The following is a 22,562-nucleotide window of genomic DNA, read 5'->3' as shown; positions in this document are numbered from 1 at the left end:
CAGACGAAATCAGAACAGCAAAGCGAACAACAACCCGCACCGCAGTGCGCGTAATCACCGAGTTTGGTTACCCTGCCCGACGGGGTGGGGGAACACAGTTGCTCCTCCGTTTCCACGACCAAGCCCCTTCCCGCCATGCAGCCGCGCAAAATCATCCACATCGACATGGACGCCTTCTACGCCTCGGTAGAACTGCGCGAACGCCCCGAATTGCGCGGCCTGCCCGTCGTCGTCGCCTGGGAAGGCGCGCGTTCCGTCGTCTGCGCCGCCTCTTACGAAGCGCGCAAATACGGCCTGCACTCGGCCATGCCCGCCGTCACCGCCCGCCGCCTCTGCCCACAAGCCGTGTTCGTTGCGCCGCGTTTCCCCCTCTACCGCCAAGTCTCGCAGCAGATACACGGCATTTTCAGACGGCATACCGACCTTATCGAACCCCTCTCCCTCGACGAAGCCTATCTCGACGTCACCCGCAACAAACAAAACCTGCTCTACGCCGGCGACATCGCCCGCCTCATCCGCGCCGACATCCGCAGCGAAACCGGCCTCACCGCCTCCGCCGGCATCGCCGCCAACAAATTCCTCGCCAAAATCGCCTCCGACTGGAACAAACCCGACGGCCAGTTTTCCCTGCCGCCGCAAAAAAGCGAAGCCTTCCTCGCCACCCTGCCGCTGGGCAAAATCCCCGGTGTTGGCAAAGTCACCCTGCAAAAAATGCACCGCCTCGGCCTCTCCACCGCAGGTGACCTGCGCCGTTTCAGCCGCGGCGAGCTAGCCAACCTGTTCGGCAAATGGGGCTACCGCCTCTACGACCTCGCGCGCGGCACCGACAACCGCCCCGTCAAACCCGACCGCGAGCGCCTGCAAATCTCCACCGAAACCACCCTCGCCCGCGACCTGCCGCTTTCCGCCGCCTTACTCTGCCTGCCGCAGCTGGCCGAAGAGTTGTGGGCGCAGGCCGAACGCAAAAAATGCCGCGCCCGCAGCGTCACCCTCAAACTCAAAACCGCCTCCTTCCGCATCCTCACCCGCTCCCTCACCTACTCCGCCGCCCTGCCCGACCCCGCCGCCCTCCTCGCCGCCGCGCACACCCTATCCGCACGCATGCCCGACGTGCCCGAAGGCTACCGCCTCATCGGCCTCGGCCTCTCCCACCTCGAACAGGAAAACCGCCAGCCCGATTTGTGGGACAACGGCACAGAGGCCGTCTGAAAGCGCAGCTTCAACGAAGTTAAATCCGAGTTGCAAACAAAACGGCGGGCTGCTTCCGTCCATTAACAAAGGCCGTCTGAAAAACCTGTTTTGCAGGCTTCAGACGGCCTCATGCTTTGCCCGCCCTTCATCGCCCCCTCCCGCCCCGAACAGGAAAACCGCCGCCCCGATTTGCGGGGCAACGGCATGGAGGCCGTCTGAAAGCCCGTTCGGCGCTTTCAGACGGCCTTTGGGCTTTCCGTCAGCTGCGTCGCATTGTTTTCCGTGGCGGCGGAGAGTTCGGCGAGGCCGATGCCGCGCAGGGTGCAGACAGTTTGGGCGATGGTGCGGATGTTGGCGGGGGTGTTGGCGGCGTCTTTGAGCATAAACGGGCTGTCGGTTTCCAAAACCAGCGCGGTAAGCGGCAGTTCGGCGGCGGCGCGGCAGGCTTTTCTGGCCGCGGGGTTGAGCAGCAGCGAGCCGATGCCGATTTTCAAGCCCTGGCGGATAAAGGCCTGCGCTTCTTCGAGGCTGCCGGAAAAGGCATGGACGGCGCCGCGCCGTATGCCGTGTTTTTGCAACAGGCGCAGCAGATCCGCGCCTGCGCGGACGTTGTGCAGCAGCACGGCGCGGCCGTGTTGCGCAGCCAGATCAAGTTGGGCGGACAGGATGGCGCGCTGGGTCTGCCGTGCGGCATCGTCGGCTGCGTGCCGGTAGTCCAGGCCTGCTTCGCCGACGAGGGCGTGCGGGTGGCGGCGCAGCAGGGCGTCGAGTTGATCTACGTTCGCTGCATCGTGGCTGTCGGCAAACCAGGGATGGATGCCGATGGCGGGGACGACGGCGGGCGCGGCCAGTGCGAGCACGTTCTGCCAGTCGCCTCGGCCGGTGGCGGGCACGAAAAAGCGCGTGACGCCTGCCGCGGCGGCTTGCGCCAGCACGGCGGGCAGTTTGGCGGCCAGTTGGGGATCGGCAAGGTGGGCGTGGGTGTCGGTGAACATGGTTTCGTTATGGGCTGGCGGAGGCCGTCTGAAAAGGCCGTCTGAACGGTGGAACGGGGTTTTCAGACAGCCTTTTGTATCTGCTGAGGCCGTCTGAAAACAGGCGGGTCGGCTGCAGCGCATTTGTCCTGCGCGTGGCGAAGGACGGGGGACAACGGTGCGCGGCGGCTGTCTGAAAAGGCCGTCTGAACGGCGGAAAGGGGTTTTCAGACGGCCTTTTGTATCTGTTGAGGCCGTCTGAAAGCCTGTTTGACGCTTTTCAGACGGCCTTTCGCGTGTCTTACAAATCGGCTAGGCGCTCGACGCTGGGGGCGTAGTAGTAGGCGCTGCGCACGGCGGTGGACATGTGTTTCAGCAGCAGGTCGATTTTGCCGTCTTTGTCGCCGAACATGAATTTGAGCTGTTCGTCGATGTTGTGCAGGGTGGCGCAGTAGGCGATGAATTGCAGGCCGTGTTCGCCGCTGATGTAGCCGAAGGGCAGGCTGCGGCGGACGATTTTAAGGCCGACGCCGTTTTCTTTGATGTTGGTGCGGCCGAGGTGGGAGTCGGGCAGGCGGTCGGCGCGGGCAAATTCGATGTTGTCGGCTTTGCTGCGGCCGACGGCCTGTTCTTGTTCGGCGACGCTGATGCCGCCCCATTTTTTCAGGTCATGCAGGTATTTTTGCAGCACGATGTAGCTGCCGCCCGCGTCGGGTCGGTCTTGGGCGATGGTGGCGACAGCGGCGATTTTTTCTTCGCCGTGCGGGTTTTCCGTGCCGTCGACGAAGCCGTCGAGGCCGCGCTCTTCGGGCATGCGGAAGCCGTGGGTTTCGTTTTCGATGCGGATGCTGCTGCCGAATGCGGCGTTGACCTGTTCGGCCAAGAGGTAGTTGAGGCCGAAGTGGCGCGACTGGATGTGGATCATCAAATCGCATTGGGTGGTGGGGCAGAGGCCGTTGCCGAGGGGGACGAAGGGGCGGATTTCGCGGCCTTCGTTTGCGTGGCCTAGGCTGTGCCAGAAGTCGGCGCCGAAGGCGATGGTCATGCCCAGCTCGTGGCCGGGGAAGCGGCTGCGGCAGTCGTCGAGGGCGGCGAGGGCTTGGCAGCAGGCGGCTTTGGTCTGTTCTTTGTCGAGCACGTTCGCTTCTATATAGATGGCGGCGGTGATGGTGTCGGGGATGATGGCGGTTTGCGGGGTGGACATATCGGTTTCCTTTTGCTTGGGTTTGCGGAAGCGGAGGTTGCCCCCGCCTTCGCGGGGATGATTCTGAAAGAGGGGTTTTCCGTTTTCAGACGGCCTTTGCTTTGGCAGCGGGAAAAGGCCGTCTGGAAGCCTTACTCCGCCCAGTTTTTCTTTTTCGAGGTGTGGCCGATGCCGGGGTTGAAGCTGTTGGTGGGGTCGAGTTTGCGGTAGAAGGCTTTGAGTTCGGGCTTGGCTTCATAGAGGTGGCCGACGTTGTGTTCGGCGGGGTATTGTGCGCCGCGTTTGTCCAACAGGTGCAGCATTTCGTGCTCTAAGGCCATGCAGTCGTGGCCTTTTTTGACGATGTAGTCTTGGTGGAAAACGTGGCACATGAAGTGGCCGTAGTAGAGTTTGTGGCTGATTTTGCTGTTGATTTCGTCGGGCAAGGTTTCAAACCAGTCGCGGTCGTCGCGGCGCAGGGCGATGTCGAGGGCGACGATGTCTTCGACTTCTTTATCGTGTACGGCGCGGTAGCGCACGGCGGCGGAGGCGACGGCAAAGCGGTGCAGCATGGCAGCTTGGGTTTCTTCGGCGTTGCACTCGAAATATGCGCCGCTGTGGTTGGCGAAGTAGTTTTTCAGAAACGCGCGGGCTTCTTCCACGCCTGCGCCGCCCATTTTGAGAATCAGGTGGTGCTCATAGCGGTCGCGGTAGTCGCGCAGGGATTGCGGCAGGTGCTGCGGCATGAAGCGGCTGGCAAACTGCATGGCTTTGTCGGTGAAGTGTTTGGGCAGAAACGGGATTTTTTTGCCGATGCGGTCGGCGCGGGCTTTGAGGTCGAACAGTTTGGGCAGTTGGTGGGTGCCGAATTTTTTGATGGCGTAGAAGGTGTCTTTGCCATATACGGCGGCGATGTCGAACGCGTCGCGGTGGATGTATTCGCCGGAAACGGGCAGGCTCTGGAACTCGGAGAGTGCGGCGCGGCGGATGTCGGTGAGTTCGTTGATGTCGTTGGTGCCGATGTAGAACACGACGGTTTGGTTTTCCTGCGGGAAGGTGTCGAGGCGCACGGCAAACACCATCAGTTTGCCCGCGCAGCCGCTGGCTTCGTAGTGGCGGGCGGGGTCGGCGTTGAAGCGGGCTGCGGTGGGCGCATCCACTTGGCGCACATGGTCGCAATAGGCGTGGTCGTGGCCTTTGCCTGCGTTTTGGTCGATGTCTTTTTGCTGGTAGTGCCAGCCTTGCAGGTTGTGCAAAATTTCTTCGGGCGTGCTGCCCAAATCGATGCCGAGGTGGTTGACGAGGTTCAGACGGCCTTCGCTGTCGATTTCGGCAAACAGTGCCATTTCGGTGTAGGCCGGGCCGCGCTGCACCAATGCGCCGCCGGAGTTGTTGCACACGCCGCCGAGTACCGATGCGCCGATGCACGACGAGCCGATAACGGAATGCGGCTCACGCCCGAGCGGCTTGAGCAGCATCTCGAGCCGGTTGAGCGTGGCACCGGGCAGGCAGACGACTTGTTCGTTGCCGTTAATCGGCTGGATGATGTTCAGGCGCATGGTGTTCACAATCACGATGTCACGGTCGTAATCGTTGCCGCTTGGAGTCGAGCCGCCGGTGAGGCCGGTGTTGGCAGCCTGGGTGATGACTATCACGTCGGCGGCGACGCATTCCTGCAAAATCTGCCACATTTCCAGCAGCGTGCCCGGCCGCACCACCGCCAGCGCCTGTCCTTCGCCGAAGCGGTAGCCTTGGCGGTATTGTTCGGTTTTGGCCGGGTCGGTGATGATGTGTTTTTGGCCGACAATGCGGGTAAGGTTTTCGATTAACTGCGTGGCGTTCATGATCTTTCCTGTGTTGAGGCCGTCTGAAAAGGTTCAGACGGCCTGTTGCTGCTTTGTTTAAACGGATTCGGAGGTTTCAGACGGCCTCAGAGAACGGATTTCACCGTGGCAACCAGGTTTTCCGTGGTAAAGCCGAACAGTTTGAACAACTCGTCGGCCGGGGCGGATTCGCCGAAGCGGTTAAGGCCGAGTACTGCGCCGTTGGTGCCGACGTATTTGTACCAGCCGTCGGATACGCCGGCTTCTACGGCGACTTTGGGCAGGTTGTCGGGCAGCACGGCGGCGCGGTAGGCCGCGTCTTGGCGGTCGAACACGTTGGTTGACGGCATGGACACCACGCGTACGGCGATGTCTTCGGCGGCGAGGGCGGCTTGCGCGTTCAGGGCCAATTCAACTTCCGAGCCGGTGGCGATAATCACGGCTTTGGCTTCGCCTGCCGCTTCGGAAACGACATAGCCGCCGCGTTTGATGTTTTCAAGCTGCTCATCGTTGCGCGGCAGGAATTTCAGGTTTTGGCGGCTGAAAACCAGCGTGCTGGGGCGGTCGGCCGCTTTGGCAGCTTCTGCCCAGGCAACCAGCGATTCGGCGGTGTCGCAGGGGCGCCATACGTCCATGTTGGGAATCAGGCGCAGGGTGGCGGTTTGCTCGACGGGCTGGTGGGTCGGGCCGTCTTCGCCCAAGCCGATGGAATCGTGGGTGAACACGAAGATGGGGTTGATTTTCATCAGCGCGGCCATGCGCAGGGCGTTGCGCTGGTATTCGCTGAACATGAGGAAGGTTGCACCGAAGGGGCGCACGCCGCCGTGCAGCGACAGGCCGTTCATGATCGCGCCCATGCCGAACTCGCGCACGCCGTAGTGGATGTAGTTGCCGCCGCCGTTGCGGGTTACGGATACGCTGTTTGACCAGTCGGTGAGGTTGGACGGGGTCAAATCGGCCGATCCGCCCACCAGCTCGGGCAGCTCTTTGGCGAGGATTTCGATGCTGTTTTGGCTGGCTTTGCGCGTGGCGATGGTTTCACCTTTGGCGCAGACTTCTTTCAAGGCCGTCTGAATATAGGCATCAAAGTTGTCCGGCAGTTTGCGCTCCATGCGGCGTACAAACTCAGCAGCTTCGGCAGGGAATTTGGCTTGGTATTGCGCGAACAGTTCGTTCCACGCGGCTTCGAGTTTCGCGCCTTTTTCTTTGGCGCTCCAAGCATCGTAGATTTCCTGCGGGATTTCAAACGCGCCGTAGTTCCAGCCCAAATGTCGGCGCGTGGCTTCGATTTCGTCCGCACCCAAAGGCGCGCCGTGGGTTTTGTGGCTGCCTTCTTTGTTGGCGCTGCCTTTGCCGATGAGGGTTTTGCAGCAAATCAGCGAGGGCTTGCCGCTTTCGGCGCGGGCGGCTTCGATGGCCGTCTGAATCGCGGCTGTGTCGTGGCCGTTGACGTTGGGCACGACGTGCCAGCCGTAGCTTTCAAAGCGTTGCGGGATGTTTTCGGTAAACCAGCCGTCCACTTTGCCGTCGATGGAGATGTTGTTGTCGTCGTAAAGCACAATCAGTTTGCCCAAGCCGAGCGTGCCGGCCAGCGAGCAGGCTTCGTGCGACACGCCTTCCATCATGCAGCCGTCGCCCATGAAGACATAAGTGTAGTGGTCGACGATGTTCAGGCCGTCTTTATTGAACTCGGCGGCGAGGATTTTTTCCGCCAATGCCATGCCCACGGCGTTGGCAATGCCTTGCCCGAGCGGGCCGGTGGTGGTTTCCACGCCGTCGGTGTAGCCGTATTCGGGGTGGCCGGGGGTTTTGCTGTGCAACTGGCGGAAGTTTTTCAAATCATCGATGCTCAGATTGTAGCCGGTAAGGTGCAGCAGGCTGTAAAGCAGCATCGAGGCGTGGCCGTTGGAGAGGACGAAGCGGTCGCGGTTATAGAATTTGGGATTGGCCGGGTTGTGGTTGAGAAACTGCGCCCACAATACTTCGGCCATTTCGGCCATGCCCATCGGCGCGCCCGGGTGGCCGGAATTGGCTTTTTGGATTGCGTCGGCGGAGAGGAAGCGGATGGCGTTTGCCAAGGGTGAAGTCATCGGAATACCTTTGTTTTTACGGCATGGAAAGGGCGCGATTATCCGCGTTTTCAGACGGCCTTTCAAGGATATGAGGCCGTCTGAAACTGTTTTCAGACGGCCTCGTGCGGCGGTGTCTATTTCGGACGGCGGTAGCTATCGTGGCAGGATTTGCAGCTGGCGCCGGCGGCGGAATAGGCGGCTTTGATGTCGTCCAGACTGCCGCCCTGCGCTTTGGCGTTCAACTCGGCCACGGCGGCGAGAAAGGCGTCCTGCTCGCGCTTGAAAGCCTCGGGCTGCTGCCACACGGCGGGCAGGGCGTCGCCGTTGCCCTGCGGGTCGTTTTGGAAGTGTTCGAAAGGTTTTTGCGCGGCCTCGGCGAAGGCGGCGGCATCGGCTTGGAATTTGGCGGCGTTGTAGGTCTCGTCGCCCTTAACCATTTTGCCCATGGCCGAGAATTCGGGCATCATCCGTTTGAAGGCGGCGCTGCGCTCTTCTGAGGCCGGCCCTTTCGGCTCGCCCGCAGGCTGTCCGCCGCAAGCGGCGAGCAGGAGCAGCAGGGCGGCCGCTGTGAATTTGTTCATACTGTGTTCCTTGGTTGTTTGGTGTTTTAGGGTGTGTTGACAATCAACGCTTTGGCGGCTTTTTCGCCATAAAACGGCATCTGCCGCGTTAAAAATACTCGCCTATGGGCGCATAGGCTCGCATTTTTGCCTTGCATCTGCCATTTTCTGACAAAAAATCCGCTGCAAAAGTTAAATGTCAACACACTCTAAGGGGCGCGCATGATACCCGAAAATCCGATTTAAATTGTTTATGAAGGAGTGGGAAAAATGGCTGTTTTGATTACCGGCGCGTCGGCCGGGTTCGGCGAAGCGATGTGCGCGGCGTTTGTCGGCGCGGGTTACAAAGTGATCGGGGCGGCGCGGCGTCTGCCGCGTTTGCAGGCGATGCGGGAGAGTTTGGGCGCGGATTTTTATCCGCTGCAAATGGATTTGGCCGACAGATCTTCAATCGCCGCCGCGCTGGCGGATCTGCCGCCGGAGTTTGCCGAAATCGACTGCCTGATTAACAACGGCGGCCTTGCCCTCGGCCTTGATGCCGCGCACGAAGCGGATTTTGCCGACTGGGAAACCATGATTGAAACCAATATTCTCGGCCTGGCCTATCTGACGCGTCAGGTGCTGCCGCAGATGGTGGCGCGGCGCGGCGGCTATATCATCAATATCGGCTCGATTGCGGGCACGTATCCCTATCCTGGCGGCAATGTCTACGGCGCGACCAAGGCTTTCGTGCGCCAGTTTTCGCTGAATTTGCGGGCGGATTTGCAGGGCACGGGCGTGCGCGTGAGCAATATCGAGCCGGGGCTGTGCGGCGGCACGGAGTTTTCCAATGTGCGCTTCAAGGGCGATAACGCGCGGGCAGAGCAGGTGTACGCGGGCACGCAGTATGTCAACGCGCAGGACATCGCCGACACGGCGCTCTGGCTCTACACGCGCCCGCCGCACATGAATGTGAACACCATCGAAATCATGCCGACGGCGCAGGCTTTCGGTGCGCTGCCGGTGTGGCGGGAGAAGTAGGACATCAGGCCGTCTGAAAAGCCGTTTCGCGCTTTCAGACGGCCTGTTTGGTTCGGAAGCGCAAACGTTTACGCGCAGGCATGACAAGGCCGTCTGAAAAAAGCCGAGCTTTGGTCGCGTCTGCCGCTGCCGTATAATCGCGCTTTTTTCAGACGGCCTCAGCAATATGAGCAAAGAACTTCTCGGACTGTTTTTCCTGCCTGCGGGCGTGTTTGCCATGTGCGCCGCCGGTTTGTGGCAGATGTATGTGGTGATGAACGAGAGCTACACGCTCAACCGCTTCCAAGACCGCAGGCTGGTGTGGGTGGTAGCGGCGATGTTTTTCAGCTTCAGCCTTGCCGTTTATGTGTTCTGCCCGAACGCGCGCAAGAAGGGCATTGTATTTTTCCTGCTCGGCGGCATCGGGCTGGCGATGTATGTGCTGGCACGGCTGTGGCTGCCGTGGAAGGCGTAAAGCATAAAACATAGTGTGCAAAAAGGCCGTCTGAATGTTTTCAGACGGCCTTTTTTCTTTTCGGATGCGCGTTCAGTTGAGCAGGGGAAACGCGCCTTTCAAGCCCGCAATCAGCATCTGCGTGCCGATCACGGCCAGTATCAGACCCATCATCCGTGTCACCACGTTCATCACGTTTTTGCCCAACAGGCGGGTGATTTTCGGCGCGAAAACAAAAAGGGTGTAGGTAATCAGGCACAGCAGCGAAAAGGCGGCCACCACCACCACGGTGCCCGAGAGCGAGTCGCCCACCGAGAGGTTCATGGAGGTGGCAATCGTGCCCGGCCCGGCCAGAAGCGGCGTGCCCAGCGGCGAAATGGCCACGTTCATTTTTTCCTCGTAACACATGCCAGAAGAGGGCGCGGCGTCGGCCTGACCCGGCTGGCGGTGCATCGGCGAGCGGTTGCCCTGCACCATATGAAAGCCGATCAGAAAGACGAGGATGCCGCCGGCGATACGCAGCGCGGGCAGGGTGATGCCGAACATCTCGAATATGAAGCGTCCGGCAAAGGCGAATACGGCCACGATGGTAAAGGCAATCAGCAGCCCTTTGCGTGCCACCGCCCGCGCCGTGCGGCGGTCGTCGCCGTCGGTGAGGCTGAGGTAGACCGGCAGGCTGGACACGGGGTTCATGATGGCGAAAAAGGCCATAAAGGAAAGGCCGAACTGGTGCAGATAGTTTTCAAACATGGCAGGAAAGCGACGTGTGGAAAAGCGGCGGATTATACCGTTTATCCGCCCGGCGGGTGTGCGGCAAAACGGCGGCAGGCCGTCTGAAAGCCGCCGCCGCTCCCGATGGACAAACCCGCGCCGCCGCCCGTACAATCCCGCGCCCCGAACGATAAGGAACAGACATGACCCCTCCCGAAACCATCGCCATCCCCGGCCCGGTCGGCGTTCTCGAAACCATCTACCTGCCCGCGCAGGGGGCGGAGCAGGGCGTGGCCGTGATCAACCATCCCAACCCCCTGCAAGGCGGCACGAACACCAACAAAGTGATTCAGACGGCCGCCAAGGCGCTGGCGAAGCTGGGTTTCCACTGCTATCTGCCCAATCTGCGCGGCGTCGGCGGCAGCAGCGGCGAACACGACTACGGGCGCGGCGAAACCGACGACTGCTGCGCCGTTGTCGCGTTTGCCCGCAGCCGCCACCCGCAGGCGGTCAAGCTGGCGATTGCCGGTTTCTCCTTCGGCGGCTATGTCGCCCTGTTTGCCGCGCAAAAATGCCCGCCCGACCTGCTGCTGCTGATGGGGCCGGCCGTGCGCCATTACGAGCGCGAACGCGAGCCCGACGCGCCGCATCCCGGCCGCACGCTGCTGATCCACGGCGAAAGCGACGAAGTCGTCGCCCTGCAACAGTCACTCGACTGGGCGGCGCCGCAGGACATTCCCGTGATCGTGCTGCCGCAGGCCGGGCATTTTTTCCACGGCAAACTGATCCAGCTGCGCGATGCCGTGCTGCGCTTCGCGCCTGCCGTATTAAGCCACTGAACAGGAGTTGGGTGCATCAGAGGCCGTCTGAAAGGCATAACGCCTTTTTCAGACGGCCTTTTTTGCGCCTGCGCCTTTTGAGGCCGTCTGAAACCCCGCTTTCAGACGGCCTCCCTATGTCCGTATACTCCTTCTTTTCCGACAGAGGCCTGATTGCCATGGAACGGCACAACACCTTCGCCACCCAAGACGGCACCGCCCTCTTCTACCGCTACCGCCCTGCCAAAAACGGCAGCAGCGGCAAAGCCATCGTTTTATTCCACAGAGGACACGAACACTCCGGCCGCATGATATGTTTCTGGCCGACGAATTGGGTTTGGACGACTTCGCCTTTTTCGCCTGGGACGCACATTTACACAGCGAAAGCCGCCGCGAAGCCGACGAACTGTCCACCCCGCTGCCCGCCCTCTCGCTGCGCGGCCTCTACTGGCGCGCCTACCGCGCCATGCTCGATTTGGGCGCGCGCTGGAGCGAAGGCCTCAAAATCGGCAAAGCCACCGGCTACGACTCCGGCAGCACGCTCGACTACGTTTACCGCAACAGCCCGCAAGGCAGCAACGCGCTCGGCATCATGGCCGACAAACACTACCTCAACGCCGTAGGCTGGCGGGGCATCCGCCAACGCAAAACCAACATCGGCAAAGCCGTTCAGACGGCCTCTGCCCTCTTACGCGGCGCAGGCAAACCCGTACACGTACTCGACATCGCCTCCGGCCACGGCCGCTCTATGTGCTCGACGCCCTCACCGCTGACGCCCTGCCCGACTCGGTGCGCCTGCGCGACTACAGCCTGCTCAATGTCGAAGCAGGCCGCCGCCTTATCGCCGAACGCGGCCTGCAAAACATTGTCAGCTTCGATCAGCTTGACGCGTTCGACCGCGCCCTCACCAGCCACAAAGACGGCAGCCCCAACTGGGTGATGCGCCACCGCAGCCAGCAGGAAACGGATCAGCTTGTCGAAGCCGCCGGTTTTGAAAAAATCCGCCAATGGATTGATGGCGACGGCATCTTCACCGTCAGCCTCGCCGTGAAAAAATAAGCCGCACCGTCTGCGCAAAAGGCCGTCTGAAAAAACCGAAACAGGTTTTTCAGACGGCCTTTTTGCGTGTGCGGCGGATTCGGTACGTTCAGACGGCCTGAGAAGCCGGATACGTCGGATACAAATATCCGGCCCGCAAGGCCGCGTTTCCTCCCCGCGTTTGGGATGCAGTGGAGGAAGTTTGGTGCGCCTTCCATGCTTTCAGACGGCCTCCGGGCATCCCGAGCAAGTGCTCCAATCGAGCTATACAAAGGCCGTCTGAAAACGTACAATCCGCCGCCTTTACGCGCCAACGTTCAGCAAAACAAGATTTTATGACACAGCACACCAGCCAAAACATCGTCGTCGGCCTCTCCGGCGGCGTCGATTCCTCCGTAACCGCCGCCCTGCTCAAACAGCAGGGGCATCAGGTGCGCGGCGTGTTTATGCAAAACTGGGAAGACGACGACAACGACGAATATTGCAGCATCAAACAAGATTCTTTCGACGCCATCGCCGTGGCCGACATACTCGGCATCGACATCGACATCGTCAATTTCGCCGCGCAATACAAAGACAAAGTGTTCGCCTACTTTTTGCAGGAATACAGCGCAGGCCGCACGCCCAATCCCGATGTGTTGTGCAACGCCGAAATCAAGTTCAAATGTTTTCTCGATTACGCCATCGAACAGGGCGCGGACGTGATTGCCACCGGCCACTACGCGCGAAAAGAAGTGCGCGGCGGCGTGCATCATCTGCTCAAAGGCCTCGATGCCAACAAAGACCAAAGCTATTTTCTCTACCGCCTGCGTCCGCACCAGCTCGAACGCGCCGTTTTCCCGCTCGGCGGCTTGGAGAAGCCCGAAGTGCGCCGCCTCGCCGCCGAATACGCGCTGCCCACCGCCGCCAAAAAAGACAGCACCGGCATCTGCTTTATCGGCGAGCGGCCGTTCCGCGAGTTTCTGCAACAATACCTGCCCACGCACAACGGCGCGATGGTGACGCCCGAGGGCAAAACCGTCGGCGAACATGTGGGGCTGACCTTTTACACCCTCGGCCAGCGCAAAGGCTTGGGCATCGGCGGCGCGGGCGAGCCGTGGTTTGTGGTCGGCAAAAACCTGCCGCGCAACGAGCTGATCGTGGTGCAGGGGCATGACCATCCGCTGCTTTATACAAACAGCCTCGTGATGAACGATTTGAGCTTCACGCTGCCCGAGCGCCCCGCGCCCGGCCGCTACACCTGCAAAACCCGTTACCGCATGGCCGATGCCGCCTGTGAATTGCGCTATTTGGACGATGACACAGCCGAACTGGTTTTCGACGAGGCGCAATGGGCGGTGACACCCGGCCAATCCGCCGTGCTTTACGACGGCGATGTCTGCCTCGGCGGCGGCGTGATTGTGTCTACCGACAAGCCCGTGATTGTGGCCGCATAGGCGTTTCAGACGGCCTCCCCCGAACAAAACCTAAGAAAGACATACGATGGAAAAACTCTGGCTGAGCAGCTACGAAAAAGGCGTGAATGCCGAAATCGACATCACGCGCTACCAATCGATTACCGACGTTTTCAACCAAAGCGCGGAAAAATTCGCCGACCGCCCCGCCTTCCAAAACATGGGCAAAACGCTCACCTACGCCGAAACCGCCAAGCTGATTACCGATTTCGCCTCCTATCTGCAAAACGTATTGAAACTGCCGCGCGGCGAACGCGTCGCCATCATGATGCCCAACCTGCTGCAATACCCGGTTGCCCTGTTTGGCGCCTTGCAGGCCGGTATGGTGGTGGTCAATACCAATCCGCTCTACACACCGCGCGAACTCGAACACCAGCTCAAAGACAGCGGCGCCAGCGTGATTGTCGTGTTGGAAAACTTCGCCGACACGCTGGCATCGGTTCTGCCGAAAACCCAAATCAAACACGTCATCGTCACCGGCGTCGGCGACCTGCTCGGCGCCATCAAAGGCCGTCTGATTAATTTCGTGCTGCGCCACATTAAAAAAATGGTGCCCAAATACCGCATTGACGGTGCTGTCGGCTTTCAGACGGCCTTAAAACAGGGCGCGGCGCAGCCGTTTCAAAAAACCGACATCAAACGCGAAGACACCGCCTTTCTGCAATACACCGGCGGCACCACCGGCGTGGCCAAAGGCGCGGTGTTAAGCCACGGCAACATCTGCGCCAATATGATGCAGGCGGCCGAATGGATTAAAAACCAACTGCGCCAAGGCGAAGAAACCGTTATCGCCGCCCTGCCCCTCTACCACATCTTCGCGCTCACGGTGAACCTGATGATTTTCACCAACGCCGGTTCGCGCATCATCCTGATTACCAACCCGCGCGACATGAAACGCTTTATCGGCGACATGAAAAAAGAACGCATCAGCGTCTTTATCGGCGTGAACACCCTGTTCAACGGCCTCACCAACCAGGCCGAATTTGCCGAAGTTGATTTTTCCAACCTGCGCCTCACCCTCGGCGGCGGCATGGCCACGCAAAAAGCCGTGGCCGAAAAATGGAAAAAAATCACCGGCACGCCCATCGTCGAAGCCTACGGCCTCACCGAAGCCAGCCCCGGCGTGTGCTGCAACCCCCTGAATATCGAAGCATACAGCGGCGGCATCGGCCTGCCCGTCCCCTCCACCGAAATCGAATTGCGCGATGCCGAAGGCAAAGAAGTCGGCGTCGGGCAGGCGGGCGAAATGTGGATACGCGGCCCGCAGGTGATGCAGGGCTACTGGAACCGCCCCGAAGAAACCGCCAAAGCCATTGATTCGCGTGGCTTTCTCGAAACCGGTGACATCGCCGTAATGGACGAAAAAGGCTGGTTCAAGCTGGTCGACCGCAAAAAAGACCTTATCGTCGTCTCCGGCTTCAACGTTTACCCCAACGAAATCGAAGAAGTCATCGCCCACAACGACAAAGTGATGGAAGTCGCCTGCATCGGCGTGCCCAACGAAAAAACCGGCGAAGCGCTCAAAGTGTTCGTCGTTAAAAAAGACCCCTCGCTCACCAAAGAAGAACTCATCGCCTTCTGCCGCACCGAACTGACCGCCTACAAAGTGCCCAAAGACATCGAGTTCCGCGACGAACTGCCCAAATCCAACGTCGGCAAAATCCTGCGCCGCGAGCTGAAAGAAGCGCAGAAATAAAAATGCAAAAACAGCATAGGGCGTGTTGACAATCAGCCTTGCGGCGGTATTTTTGGTAAAAATCCACGCCTGCCGCGTCAAAAATGCTCGCAAGATGTCCAATCTTGCTGCGCTTTTTTCCTTGCAGGCGCGAATTTTTCCTCAAAAAACCGCTTCGCAAGCTGAATGTCAACACGCCCTAAGGCCGTCTGAAAACACTTTCAGACGGCCTCCCTTTTACCGCCAAACGCATGATTTGCCTTTCCCCCTCCCCGCGCATACAATCCGCCGCTTTTCCCGCTCCGAAAGAACCAGACATGACCGCCGTTTCCCCCATTCCCGAAATCCTCGCCGACATCCAGGCCGGCAAAATGGTCATCATCACCGACGCCGAAGACCGCGAAAACGAAGGCGACCTCGTCATGGCCGCCCAATTCGTCACCCCCGAAGCCGTCAACTTCATGATCAAACACGCACGCGGCCTCGTCTGCCTGCCCATGGCCGACCGCCTCGTCGACCGCCTCAACCTGCCGCAAATGACGCAGAAAAACGGCGCGCAATACGGCACCAACTTCACCGTCTCCATCGAAGCGGCCGAAGGCATCTCCACCGGCATCTCCGCCGCCGACCGCGCCCACACCATCCGCACCGCCGTCTCCCCCGAAGTAGCGCCCGCCGACATCGTCCAGCCCGGCCACATCTTCCCCCTGCGCGCGCAAAAAGGCGGCGTGCTCGTGCGCGCCGGCCACACCGAAGCCGCCGTCGACCTCGCGCAAATGTGCGGCCTCATCCCCGCCGGCGTCATCTGCGAAATCCTCAACGACGACGGCACCATGGCGCGCATGCCCGAGTTAAAAACATTCGCCGCCGAACACCAAATCAAAATCGGCACCATCGCCGACCTCATCGAATACCGCAGCCGCACCGAAAGCCTGCTCGAAGAAATGGGCGACAGCGAAATACACACTCCCTGGGGCGCGTTCCGCCAGCACGTCTACGTCGACAAACTCACCGGCGAAACCCACCTCGCCCTCGTCAAAGGCGAAATCTCCCCCGAACGCGAAACCCTCGTGCGCGTGCACGAACCCTTCGGCGCCATGGACTTCCTGCACACCGACCCCGGCCACTCCTGGCCGCTGCCCGCCGCACTCGAGCGCCTGCAACAGGCCGACAGCGGCGTCGCCATCCTGCTGCACCGCACCGAAGACGGTGCCGCCCTGCTCGAACGCACCCTGCCGAAAACCGACCGCCAAATCAAAAAATGGGACAGGAAAACCTACGGCATCGGCGCGCAAATCCTCGCCGCCCTCGGCGTGAAAAAAATGCGCGTCATGGGCAAACCCTCGTCGATGAACAGCCTCAACGGCTTCGGCCTGGAAGTCGAAGGCTTCGAAGAAGCGGACAAAGCCTGATCCCGCCGCCCTCTGCCGCAGACAAAAGGCCGTCTGAAAAGTCCTTTTTTGGGATTTCAGACGGCCTTTCGGTTTTTTGTCTGCCCGACACGCTTTCAGACGGCCTCTATAAGGCCGTCTGAAACCTATCGGAAAACCGTTCCCTCTCCTGCCTGTGGAGAATGGCCGCGGCTGTTGACATTCGGCTTGCGGGACGGTTTTTTGCCAAAAACACTGCCGCACGGCTGATTGTCAACAGACCCTATGGCACATAGCAAAGCACACGGTTTCCGGATTTGCGGGAGAACCGTGCGGCAGGCAAAAGGCCGTCTGAAAATGCCGGACGGCTTTTTCAGACGGCCTTCAAGCCTGCTACGGAAGCTGTGTTTACGCCAGCACCAGCACCGCTTCTGCCTCCACCTGCACGCCCTTGGGCAGCACGGCCACACCGACGGCGGCACGGGCGGGGAAGGGTTGGGCGAAGTATTCGGCCATCACTTCGTTGAACACGGCAAAATTGTCCAAATCGGTGAGATAGGCGTTGAGTTTGACGATTTGGTCGAGCGAGCCGCCCGCCGCTTCGGCCACGGCACGCAGGTTTTTGAACACCTGATGCGCCTCGGCGCGGAAATCGCCGCCGCCGGTGACGGTCATGGTGGCGGGATCGAGCGGAATCTGGCCGCTCAGATAAACGGTATCGCCCGCGCGCACGGCCTGGCTGTATGCGCCGATAGCGGCGGGGGCTTGGTCGGTGTGGATGATTTGTTTGGCCATCGTTAAAGTCCTTTCGCATAAAAGTAGCGTATAGTAACATTTTTTAACCGAACCGAGACGGCAGCCGTCAGGCCGTCTGAAAACAAAGCCCCGACCAAGCACAAACGCGGCGGCGCAGACCGCGCAACAAAGGAAAGCCCATGCAGGATCAGATCCTACCGAAAATCTTTCTGTTCGTTCCCGGCAACAAGCCCGATCGGATACCCAAAGCCTTCGGCATCGGCGCGGACGAGGTGGTGGTGGACTGGGAAGACGCAGTGGCCGAAAACGAAAAAGCCGATGCCGTGCGCCATATGGAAGCCTATTGCGCCGACCCCGCCGCCCGTCCGGTGTGGCTGCGCATCAACGCGCCCTCCTCCGCCCGCTTCGCCGCCGATTTGGCCGCACTCTCGCAGTTGGACTCGGTAAAGGGCGTGGTGCTGCCGAAAACCGAGCGCCCCGCCGACATCACAACCGTGCACCACGAATGCGGCAAACCGGTTATCGCCGCCATCGAAACAGCCAAAGGCATGCTCAACCTGCCGCAACTGGCCTTCGCGCAGGGGCTGCACGCGCTTTCCTACGGCTGCCTCGATTTGTGCGGCGAATTGGGCATGACGCACGGCACTCCCGCCGCCGACACCTTTTTCAACCATCTGCGCATCGAACTCCTGCTGCACAGCCGCCTCAACGGCCTGCACCCGCCCATCGAAACCGTGTTCCCCGATATGGCCGACAACGACGGCCTGCGCGCCTTTACCCGTTTCTGGCGCGACATGGGTTTCGGCGGCATGCTGTGCGTCCACCCACGGCAGGTGGCCGTTACCAAACTGATGATGCTGCCCTCGCCCGAGGAAACCGCCTTCGCCGAAAAAGTGCTCGCCGAAGCCGGGCGCAACCCGTCGGCCGTATTCCAGGTAGACGGGCGGATGGTCGACGCGCCCGTTATCGCGCGGGCGAAAAAACTGCTCGGCAGGACATAGGCCGTCTGAAAAACACAACGCCAAAGGCCGTCTGAAAAAACCCGCCGCCGCACGGCAGGCGGAATTTTCAGACGGCCTTTTTCACGTGTGGGCGGATTAAACCCGTGTTTTACATAAAACTCCGCAAACTGTTCATAATAGCTTATTCTGTTAATTTTTATTAATAAAAATTATCAATAAACAATTTGCGCTAACTTTCCATGTAAATTTTGCAATTTCTTATTGTGTTTTACCAAATCTTGCGGATATATTTGCGCCGGGTTTGCAGAAAACGGCAATACCTTAACAGTACAAGTGAACAGAAATCACAAACCAGAGGATTATCTTAATGAAACATACCAAACTTTATGCCTGCCTTATCGCCGCTGCCGCGGTTACCGCGCCTTTGTCCGCACACGCCGCCTACAACGTGTACAGCAAAGACGGCCTGACACTCGACATCGGCGGCAACGTCACCGCCCAATTCAGCAAACAGCACAACCGTTTCACCTACACCCATGACTCTGCGCGCTACTACTACGACTACGATCTGGAAAAATGGGAAACCGCCCAAGCCAACTACGACATCGAAACATCCGACCGCCGTTCCCGCCTCGGCTTCGAGCGCGGCTCTTCCTGGCTCCAGTTCCGCGGCCAGCAGCGCATCAACCAGGACTTGCGCGCCACCGGCACCGTACAGCTGGGCTACTATAAAAACGACCTGAATCTGACCGAAGCCAACGTCGCCCTCGACCTGCGCAACGTCGGCAGCATCTCCTTCGGCAAACAGTTCCTGCACTCGGGCTACGTCACCCGCACCGGCACCTACTACCCGCTCGAACACTTCGGCAACGCCTCCATCCGCGCCGACTACACCGGCGTGCCCGAGTTGCAGGTCAGCGCCTACCACCTCTTCCCCTCGCAGGACGACGTGCGCAAAACCGACAACGTCAACGAAATCCAAGGCAACGGCATTTCCGCCACCTACCGCCTGCGCATCGCTCCCGACCACAGCATCCGCTTCGGCGCGGGCTACACCCAAAGCAAACGCAATTCCGCCGATAACGTCAAATGGGCATCGAAAAAGAAACACGCCGCCGCAGGTTCGATCGAATACAAATACCGCGATTTCACCATCGCCGGCGACATCGGCTATGAAAAAGAGAAAATCGACATCGCCACACTGGGACAAGCCCGCTCGCGCTATTACGGCCTGAAAGCCGAATACGCCTTCACACCGCGCTTCAAAATGGCGGCAGGCTACGGCGTGAAAAACACCAAGAAAACCGCAGGCTCGCTGGGCGCGTTCAACACCAACGCCGCATGGAACCAGCCCAACTTCATCGCCGCCAACGAAGAATACGTCTTCCCGAAAATCAAGCGCCGCAAAGCCTACCTGAAAGCCGACTACGACCTGCGCGAAAACGTCACCCTCTACGGCCGCGCCGATGTGGAAACGGTGAAAAACTACGTCGACGACGGCGAGTTCTCCAAACGCCGCCACAACGAATTCACCAGCGGCATTTCCCTGACTTTCTAACCGCCACCGCATACACCCGCACCGGCTGCAAACGCAGGCAGGCCGTCTGAACACCATCAAGACGGCCTGTTTGCACACTGTGGCGCACGCCCGCAGCCTGCGATAGGAACACCGGAGAACACCATGAAAAAAACAAAACTGTCCCTGCTGCTGGCGCTGGCGCTGGCGCTGAGCGCCCCGCAGATCGTTCAGACGGCCTCAGCTGCCGAAAGCAGCGAGCGCCCCGCCAACCCCTACGCCGCAGAATACGGCTATCCCGCAACCCGCGTCAGCCAAGATGAAACCGACCGCTTCGAAACCGGCGAATACGGCGATCCCGGCCTGCGCACCAACGGCCGCAACGAAACCACCGATCCCGACATCCGCAAACTCAAACGCGACGACGGCATCGAGCGCTACTACCGCGATACCCACGTCGACAAATACCGCTGGCTGGAAAACGTCGACCGCATTGAACCCGAACACCGCTACGAAACCAGCGAAGACCGCAAGCGCAACCTCTTCGGTACCAACTGGGAAGACCCCGAACTCGACAAACGCCGCACCGGCATGGAAACCGTGCGCAACGAGCAGGGCGAAGTGGATAAATGGGTGAACGCGCAAAACGAAGCCACCCACAACTATCTGAACAAAATCCCCTATATCCAGGAAATCGGCAAACGTATCGACAAGCTGATGGATTATGAATACCTGTATTTCGATTACGACCGTGAATACGGCAAACTCCATTACGCCCGCTACCCCGACGGCTATTTCCGCCTGAGCAAAAAAGGCGCCGACGGCAAATCCCAAGTCATTCTCGACGAAAAAGAACTTTCCAAAGACGGCTACACCCAGATTGTCAACTACGCACTCAATAGCAACGGCAAATATTTCGCCTACGCCACCCGCGACGGCGCTTCGGATACCGACCACAAAGAGCTGTATGTGCTCGATACCGAAACCCTGAAAACCCGCCACATCACCACCAATATCCATGTGATGGATGTCGGCGGCTCGTACGGCTATCCACTGGAGTGGAAAGACAACAACAATCTGTATTACGTCCGCTCACACGGCGGCTGGACGGATCTGATGCTGCACCGGATGGACAAAAACGAGTTCAACGACCCGATTATTATGAAGGCGTCGGACTACGACATGACGCCCGACAGCTTCTGGATTGAAGACGACCGCTATCTGATGGTGCAGGGCTCTTTGGGCAGCATCAGCGACACCCTGCTGCTGAAGGATTTGAAAACCGGCCGCTGGATTCAGATCCACAACCGCAAGATGTACGACAAAATCAACAAAGCGGATGCGTTTACCAACTATACCGCCGCCAAGTTCGTCCGCCTGGATGGCAATTATATCTATGTGATTTCCGAAGATAATTCCGAATTTGGCGAACTTCTGAAAATCGACATCCGCAGTCCGCAGAGAAAACGCGAAGTGGTGATTCCCGCGCGCGAAAACCACCGCCTGACTGCCGGCGTGTACCAAAGCGGCCACTATCTGATGCAGTATTACTCTGCCGGTTACGATTCGCTGGCACTGTTTGACGAAAACGGCAAATTCGTCCGCGACATCACCCCGGTTGCCGGCGGCAACATCAGCAGCCTGACCGCCTACGACTCCGGCGACAAAGACGCCGAAAACAACCGCCCCAAAGGCACGCTCGCGGCCAACGAAAAAGACTACAAGCGCTATGTGTGGTTCTACTACCAAAACAAGGTAACGCCGGCCACCACCTACCGCTACAACGTTGAAGAAGACAAATTCTTCGGCGTCAAACGCCGCGATACCATTCCTTTCGATACCGACAAATACGAAATGCGCACCGTATCCTATCCGTCCAAAGACGGCACCATGGTGCCCATCGTGATCAGCCACAAAAAAGGGCTGAAACTCGACGGCAAAAACCCGACCATTCTCTACGGTTACGGCGGTTTCAACGTCGATGCCTACCAGGGCAACTTCAACACCACAGCCGCAGCCTGGATGCAGAACGGCGGCGTTTACGCCACCGCCGGCCTGCGCGGCGGCAAGGAGTACGGTTCCAAATGGCACGACGCGGGCAAGCAGCTCAACAAGCAAAACGTTTTTGACGACTTTATCGCCGCCGGTGAATTCCTGATTAAGGAAGGCTATACCTCCAAAGACTACCTGTCGATTTCCGGCGGTTCCAACGGCGGTTTGCTGGTCGGCGCGACCATGGTTCAGCGTCCCGACCTGTTCCGTGTCGCCATTCCCGAAGTCGGCGTGCTCGATATGCTGCGCCACGACAAAATGTACCGCACCGACTACTGGATCAACGAATACGGTATGGCTGAAGACAGCAAAGCGATGTACCAGAAACTGCTGTCCTACTCGCCGTATCACAACGTGCGCGACGGCGTCTGCTACCCCTCCACCATGGTGATGACGTCCAAGCGCGACGACCGCGTGGTACCGTCGCATTCCTACAAATTCGCCGCCATCCTGCAGGAGAAGCAGTCGTGCATGCGGCCGGTATTCCTCTACGCAGCCGAGCGTCACGGCCACGGTGACAACACCCGTGCGGAAACCAAGCGCGAGATGAAGGAAAAATTCGCCTTTATCCTGCACGAAATGGGCGTGAAGTCACTGCCGCCCGTTCCCGACAAAGAGCCTCAGGCGCAGGAAAAGAAATAAAGTATCCCTTGCTTTCAGACGGCCTGAAACCGCAGCAAACGGTTTCAGGCCGTTTTTGTAGGCGTCGGAACGCATGGCCGGAAAACGGAATAAGGCCGTCTGAAAACACCAAACAGGCTGAGACCTTTGCAAAATCCCCCCAAATCCCCTAAATTACCACCAAGATATTTAGGGGATTTCTCATGAGCACCTTCTTCCGGCAAACCGCACAAGCCATGATTGCCAAACACATCGACCGCTTCCCACTATTGAAGTTGGATCAGGTGATTGATTGGCAGCCGATCGAACAATACCTGAATCGTCAAAGAACCC

19 protein-coding genes and 3 pseudogenes are annotated in these 22,562 nt (G+C 59.4%); 14 read left to right on the top strand and 8 right to left on the bottom strand.

Annotated features, from left to right (window positions below):
- Positions 1 to 135: 135 nt before the first annotated feature.
- Positions 136 to 1,209 carry a DNA polymerase IV gene (gene dinB / locus ACLD9W_RS09370; protein WP_410841772.1) on the top strand — a complete coding sequence of 358 codons (1,074 nt, stop codon included), beginning with the start codon at positions 136 to 138 and terminating at the stop codon, positions 1,207 to 1,209.
- A 218-nt stretch (positions 1,210 to 1,427) separates the two neighbouring features.
- Here the strand turns inward: dinB and ACLD9W_RS09365 are convergent, their stop codons facing one another.
- The 5 genes from ACLD9W_RS09365 to ACLD9W_RS09345 form a co-directional block, all read right to left on the bottom strand.
- Positions 1,428 to 2,309 (bottom strand): TatD family hydrolase, encoded by an 882-nt coding sequence (locus tag ACLD9W_RS09365; RefSeq protein ID WP_410841771.1) that lies wholly within the window; start codon positions 2,307 to 2,309, stop codon positions 1,428 to 1,430.
- 157 nt (positions 2,310 to 2,466) lie between these two features.
- On the bottom strand, positions 2,467 to 3,369 hold the full coding sequence (locus ACLD9W_RS09360; protein ID WP_410841770.1) for a Dyp-type peroxidase: 903 nt from the start codon (positions 3,367 to 3,369) through the stop codon (positions 2,467 to 2,469).
- A gap of 131 nt (positions 3,370 to 3,500) precedes the next feature.
- Positions 3,501 to 5,192 (bottom strand): D-lactate dehydrogenase, encoded by a 1,692-nt coding sequence (dld, locus tag ACLD9W_RS09355; RefSeq protein WP_410841769.1) that lies wholly within the window; start codon positions 5,190 to 5,192, stop codon positions 3,501 to 3,503.
- 86 nt (positions 5,193 to 5,278) lie between these two features.
- Positions 5,279 to 7,261, bottom strand: coding sequence for a transketolase (tkt, locus tag ACLD9W_RS09350; protein ID WP_410841768.1), 1,983 nt, complete (start codon positions 7,259 to 7,261; stop codon positions 5,279 to 5,281).
- Positions 7,262 to 7,377: 116 nt separating this feature from the next.
- Entirely contained in the window at positions 7,378 to 7,824 is a 447-nt protein-coding gene (locus ACLD9W_RS09345) for a c-type cytochrome (RefSeq protein WP_410841767.1), read from the bottom strand.
- 249 nt (positions 7,825 to 8,073) lie between these two features.
- On the opposite strand from ACLD9W_RS09345, the gene ACLD9W_RS09340 reads away from it, so the two are divergent.
- Both ACLD9W_RS09340 and ACLD9W_RS09335 read left to right on the top strand, forming a co-directional pair.
- Positions 8,074 to 8,823: an SDR family oxidoreductase gene (locus ACLD9W_RS09340; protein ID WP_410841766.1), complete on the top strand. Its 750-nt coding sequence runs from the start codon at positions 8,074 to 8,076 to the stop codon at positions 8,821 to 8,823.
- Between the two features lie 166 nt (positions 8,824 to 8,989).
- Entirely contained in the window at positions 8,990 to 9,277 is a 288-nt protein-coding gene (locus ACLD9W_RS09335; RefSeq protein ID WP_009426921.1) for a hypothetical protein, read from the top strand.
- A gap of 72 nt (positions 9,278 to 9,349) precedes the next feature.
- Here ACLD9W_RS09335 and ACLD9W_RS09330 read toward each other — a convergent pair whose 3' ends face one another.
- Positions 9,350 to 10,006 carry a MarC family protein gene (locus ACLD9W_RS09330; protein WP_410841765.1) on the bottom strand — a complete coding sequence of 219 codons (657 nt, stop codon included), beginning with the start codon at positions 10,004 to 10,006 and terminating at the stop codon, positions 9,350 to 9,352.
- 164 nt (positions 10,007 to 10,170) lie between these two features.
- Between ACLD9W_RS09330 and ACLD9W_RS09325 the strand changes: the two genes are divergently transcribed.
- Positions 10,171 to 10,806 carry an alpha/beta hydrolase gene (locus ACLD9W_RS09325; protein ID WP_410841764.1) on the top strand — a complete coding sequence of 212 codons (636 nt, stop codon included), beginning with the start codon at positions 10,171 to 10,173 and terminating at the stop codon, positions 10,804 to 10,806.
- A 16-nt stretch (positions 10,807 to 10,822) separates the two neighbouring features.
- On the opposite strand, the gene ACLD9W_RS09320 is transcribed toward ACLD9W_RS09325, so the two are convergent.
- Positions 10,823 to 10,966: a hypothetical protein gene (locus tag ACLD9W_RS09320; protein ID WP_410841763.1), complete on the bottom strand. Its 144-nt coding sequence runs from the start codon at positions 10,964 to 10,966 to the stop codon at positions 10,823 to 10,825.
- Between the two features lie 132 nt (positions 10,967 to 11,098).
- Between ACLD9W_RS09320 and ACLD9W_RS09315 the strand changes: the two are divergent.
- The 6 genes and pseudogenes from ACLD9W_RS09315 to ribBA all read left to right on the top strand — a co-directional run.
- Positions 11,099 to 11,476 (top strand): annotated as a pseudogene (locus ACLD9W_RS09315) (class I SAM-dependent methyltransferase family protein); the annotation flags it as partial.
- A gap of 59 nt (positions 11,477 to 11,535) precedes the next feature.
- A pseudogene (locus tag ACLD9W_RS09310) lies at positions 11,536 to 11,625 on the top strand (hypothetical protein); the annotation flags it as partial.
- A gap of 99 nt (positions 11,626 to 11,724) precedes the next feature.
- Positions 11,725 to 11,844 carry a class I SAM-dependent methyltransferase family protein gene (locus ACLD9W_RS09305; RefSeq protein ID WP_410841773.1) on the top strand — a complete coding sequence of 40 codons (120 nt, stop codon included), beginning with the start codon at positions 11,725 to 11,727 and terminating at the stop codon, positions 11,842 to 11,844.
- Between the two features lie 314 nt (positions 11,845 to 12,158).
- The gene (gene mnmA, locus ACLD9W_RS09300; protein ID WP_410841762.1) at positions 12,159 to 13,259 is read left to right on the top strand and encodes a tRNA 2-thiouridine(34) synthase MnmA; all 1,101 of its coding nucleotides are present in this window, start codon (positions 12,159 to 12,161) and stop codon (positions 13,257 to 13,259) included.
- A gap of 46 nt (positions 13,260 to 13,305) precedes the next feature.
- Complete coding sequence (locus tag ACLD9W_RS09295) at positions 13,306 to 14,973, top strand: AMP-binding protein (RefSeq protein ID WP_410841761.1); 1,668 nt, start codon at positions 13,306 to 13,308, stop codon at positions 14,971 to 14,973.
- 296 nt (positions 14,974 to 15,269) lie between these two features.
- Complete coding sequence (ribBA, locus tag ACLD9W_RS09290) at positions 15,270 to 16,364, top strand: bifunctional 3,4-dihydroxy-2-butanone-4-phosphate synthase/GTP cyclohydrolase II (RefSeq protein WP_410841760.1); 1,095 nt, start codon at positions 15,270 to 15,272, stop codon at positions 16,362 to 16,364.
- A 366-nt stretch (positions 16,365 to 16,730) separates the two neighbouring features.
- On the opposite strand, the gene ACLD9W_RS09285 is transcribed toward ribBA, so the two are convergent.
- On the bottom strand, positions 16,731 to 17,117 hold the full coding sequence (locus ACLD9W_RS09285) for a RidA family protein (protein ID WP_410841759.1): 387 nt from the start codon (positions 17,115 to 17,117) through the stop codon (positions 16,731 to 16,733).
- Positions 17,118 to 17,257: 140 nt separating this feature from the next.
- Between ACLD9W_RS09285 and ACLD9W_RS09280 the strand changes: the two genes are divergently transcribed.
- The 4 genes and pseudogenes from ACLD9W_RS09280 to ACLD9W_RS09265 all read left to right on the top strand — a co-directional run.
- The gene (locus ACLD9W_RS09280) at positions 17,258 to 18,079 is read left to right on the top strand and encodes an HpcH/HpaI aldolase/citrate lyase family protein (RefSeq protein ID WP_410841758.1); all 822 of its coding nucleotides are present in this window, start codon (positions 17,258 to 17,260) and stop codon (positions 18,077 to 18,079) included.
- A gap of 328 nt (positions 18,080 to 18,407) precedes the next feature.
- Positions 18,408 to 19,598 (top strand): porin, encoded by a 1,191-nt coding sequence (locus ACLD9W_RS09275; RefSeq protein WP_410841757.1) that lies wholly within the window; start codon positions 18,408 to 18,410, stop codon positions 19,596 to 19,598.
- A gap of 123 nt (positions 19,599 to 19,721) precedes the next feature.
- Entirely contained in the window at positions 19,722 to 22,250 is a 2,529-nt protein-coding gene (locus tag ACLD9W_RS09270; RefSeq protein WP_410841756.1) for a prolyl oligopeptidase family serine peptidase, read from the top strand.
- 182 nt (positions 22,251 to 22,432) lie between these two features.
- Positions 22,433 to 22,562, top strand: a pseudogene (locus ACLD9W_RS09265) (IS5/IS1182 family transposase); the annotation flags it as partial.

The organism is Neisseria sp. WLZKY-1 (genome assembly GCF_046546535.1).
GTDB lineage: Bacteria > Pseudomonadota > Gammaproteobacteria > Burkholderiales > Neisseriaceae > Neisseria.
The sequence above is the reverse complement of the archived record's forward strand: the minus strand, read 5'-3'. Positions and strand labels throughout refer to the sequence as shown.

Excerpts from the sequence above, each read along its gene's own strand:
- ACLD9W_RS09365 (WP_410841771.1), bottom strand. The coding sequence starts at position 2,309 with ATGCGCTGCAGCCGACCCGCCTGTTTTCAGACGGCCTCAGCAGATACA.
- ACLD9W_RS09305 (WP_410841773.1), top strand. The coding sequence starts at position 11,725 with ATGCGCCACCGCAGCCAGCAGGAAACGGATCAGCTTGTCGAAGCCGCC.
- ACLD9W_RS09325 (WP_410841764.1), top strand. The coding sequence starts at position 10,171 with ATGACCCCTCCCGAAACCATCGCCATCCCCGGCCCGGTCGGCGTTCTC.
- ribBA (WP_410841760.1), top strand. The coding sequence starts at position 15,270 with ATGACCGCCGTTTCCCCCATTCCCGAAATCCTCGCCGACATCCAGGCC.
- ACLD9W_RS09330 (WP_410841765.1), bottom strand. The coding sequence starts at position 10,006 with ATGTTTGAAAACTATCTGCACCAGTTCGGCCTTTCCTTTATGGCCTTT.
- dld (WP_410841769.1), bottom strand. The coding sequence starts at position 5,192 with ATGAACGCCACGCAGTTAATCGAAAACCTTACCCGCATTGTCGGCCAA.
- mnmA (WP_410841762.1), top strand. The coding sequence starts at position 12,159 with ATGACACAGCACACCAGCCAAAACATCGTCGTCGGCCTCTCCGGCGGC.
- ACLD9W_RS09275 (WP_410841757.1), top strand. The coding sequence starts at position 18,408 with ATGAAACATACCAAACTTTATGCCTGCCTTATCGCCGCTGCCGCGGTT.
- ACLD9W_RS09340 (WP_410841766.1), top strand. The coding sequence starts at position 8,074 with ATGGCTGTTTTGATTACCGGCGCGTCGGCCGGGTTCGGCGAAGCGATG.
- tkt (WP_410841768.1), bottom strand. The coding sequence starts at position 7,261 with ATGACTTCACCCTTGGCAAACGCCATCCGCTTCCTCTCCGCCGACGCA.
- ACLD9W_RS09335 (WP_009426921.1), top strand. The coding sequence starts at position 8,990 with ATGAGCAAAGAACTTCTCGGACTGTTTTTCCTGCCTGCGGGCGTGTTT.
- ACLD9W_RS09320 (WP_410841763.1), bottom strand. The coding sequence starts at position 10,966 with ATGGCAATCAGGCCTCTGTCGGAAAAGAAGGAGTATACGGACATAGGG.
- ACLD9W_RS09270 (WP_410841756.1), top strand. The coding sequence starts at position 19,722 with ATGAAAAAAACAAAACTGTCCCTGCTGCTGGCGCTGGCGCTGGCGCTG.
- ACLD9W_RS09360 (WP_410841770.1), bottom strand. The coding sequence starts at position 3,369 with ATGTCCACCCCGCAAACCGCCATCATCCCCGACACCATCACCGCCGCC.
- ACLD9W_RS09345 (WP_410841767.1), bottom strand. The coding sequence starts at position 7,824 with ATGAACAAATTCACAGCGGCCGCCCTGCTGCTCCTGCTCGCCGCTTGC.
- ACLD9W_RS09280 (WP_410841758.1), top strand. The coding sequence starts at position 17,258 with ATGCAGGATCAGATCCTACCGAAAATCTTTCTGTTCGTTCCCGGCAAC.
- ACLD9W_RS09295 (WP_410841761.1), top strand. The coding sequence starts at position 13,306 with ATGGAAAAACTCTGGCTGAGCAGCTACGAAAAAGGCGTGAATGCCGAA.
- ACLD9W_RS09285 (WP_410841759.1), bottom strand. The coding sequence starts at position 17,117 with ATGGCCAAACAAATCATCCACACCGACCAAGCCCCCGCCGCTATCGGC.
- dinB (WP_410841772.1), top strand. The coding sequence starts at position 136 with ATGCAGCCGCGCAAAATCATCCACATCGACATGGACGCCTTCTACGCC.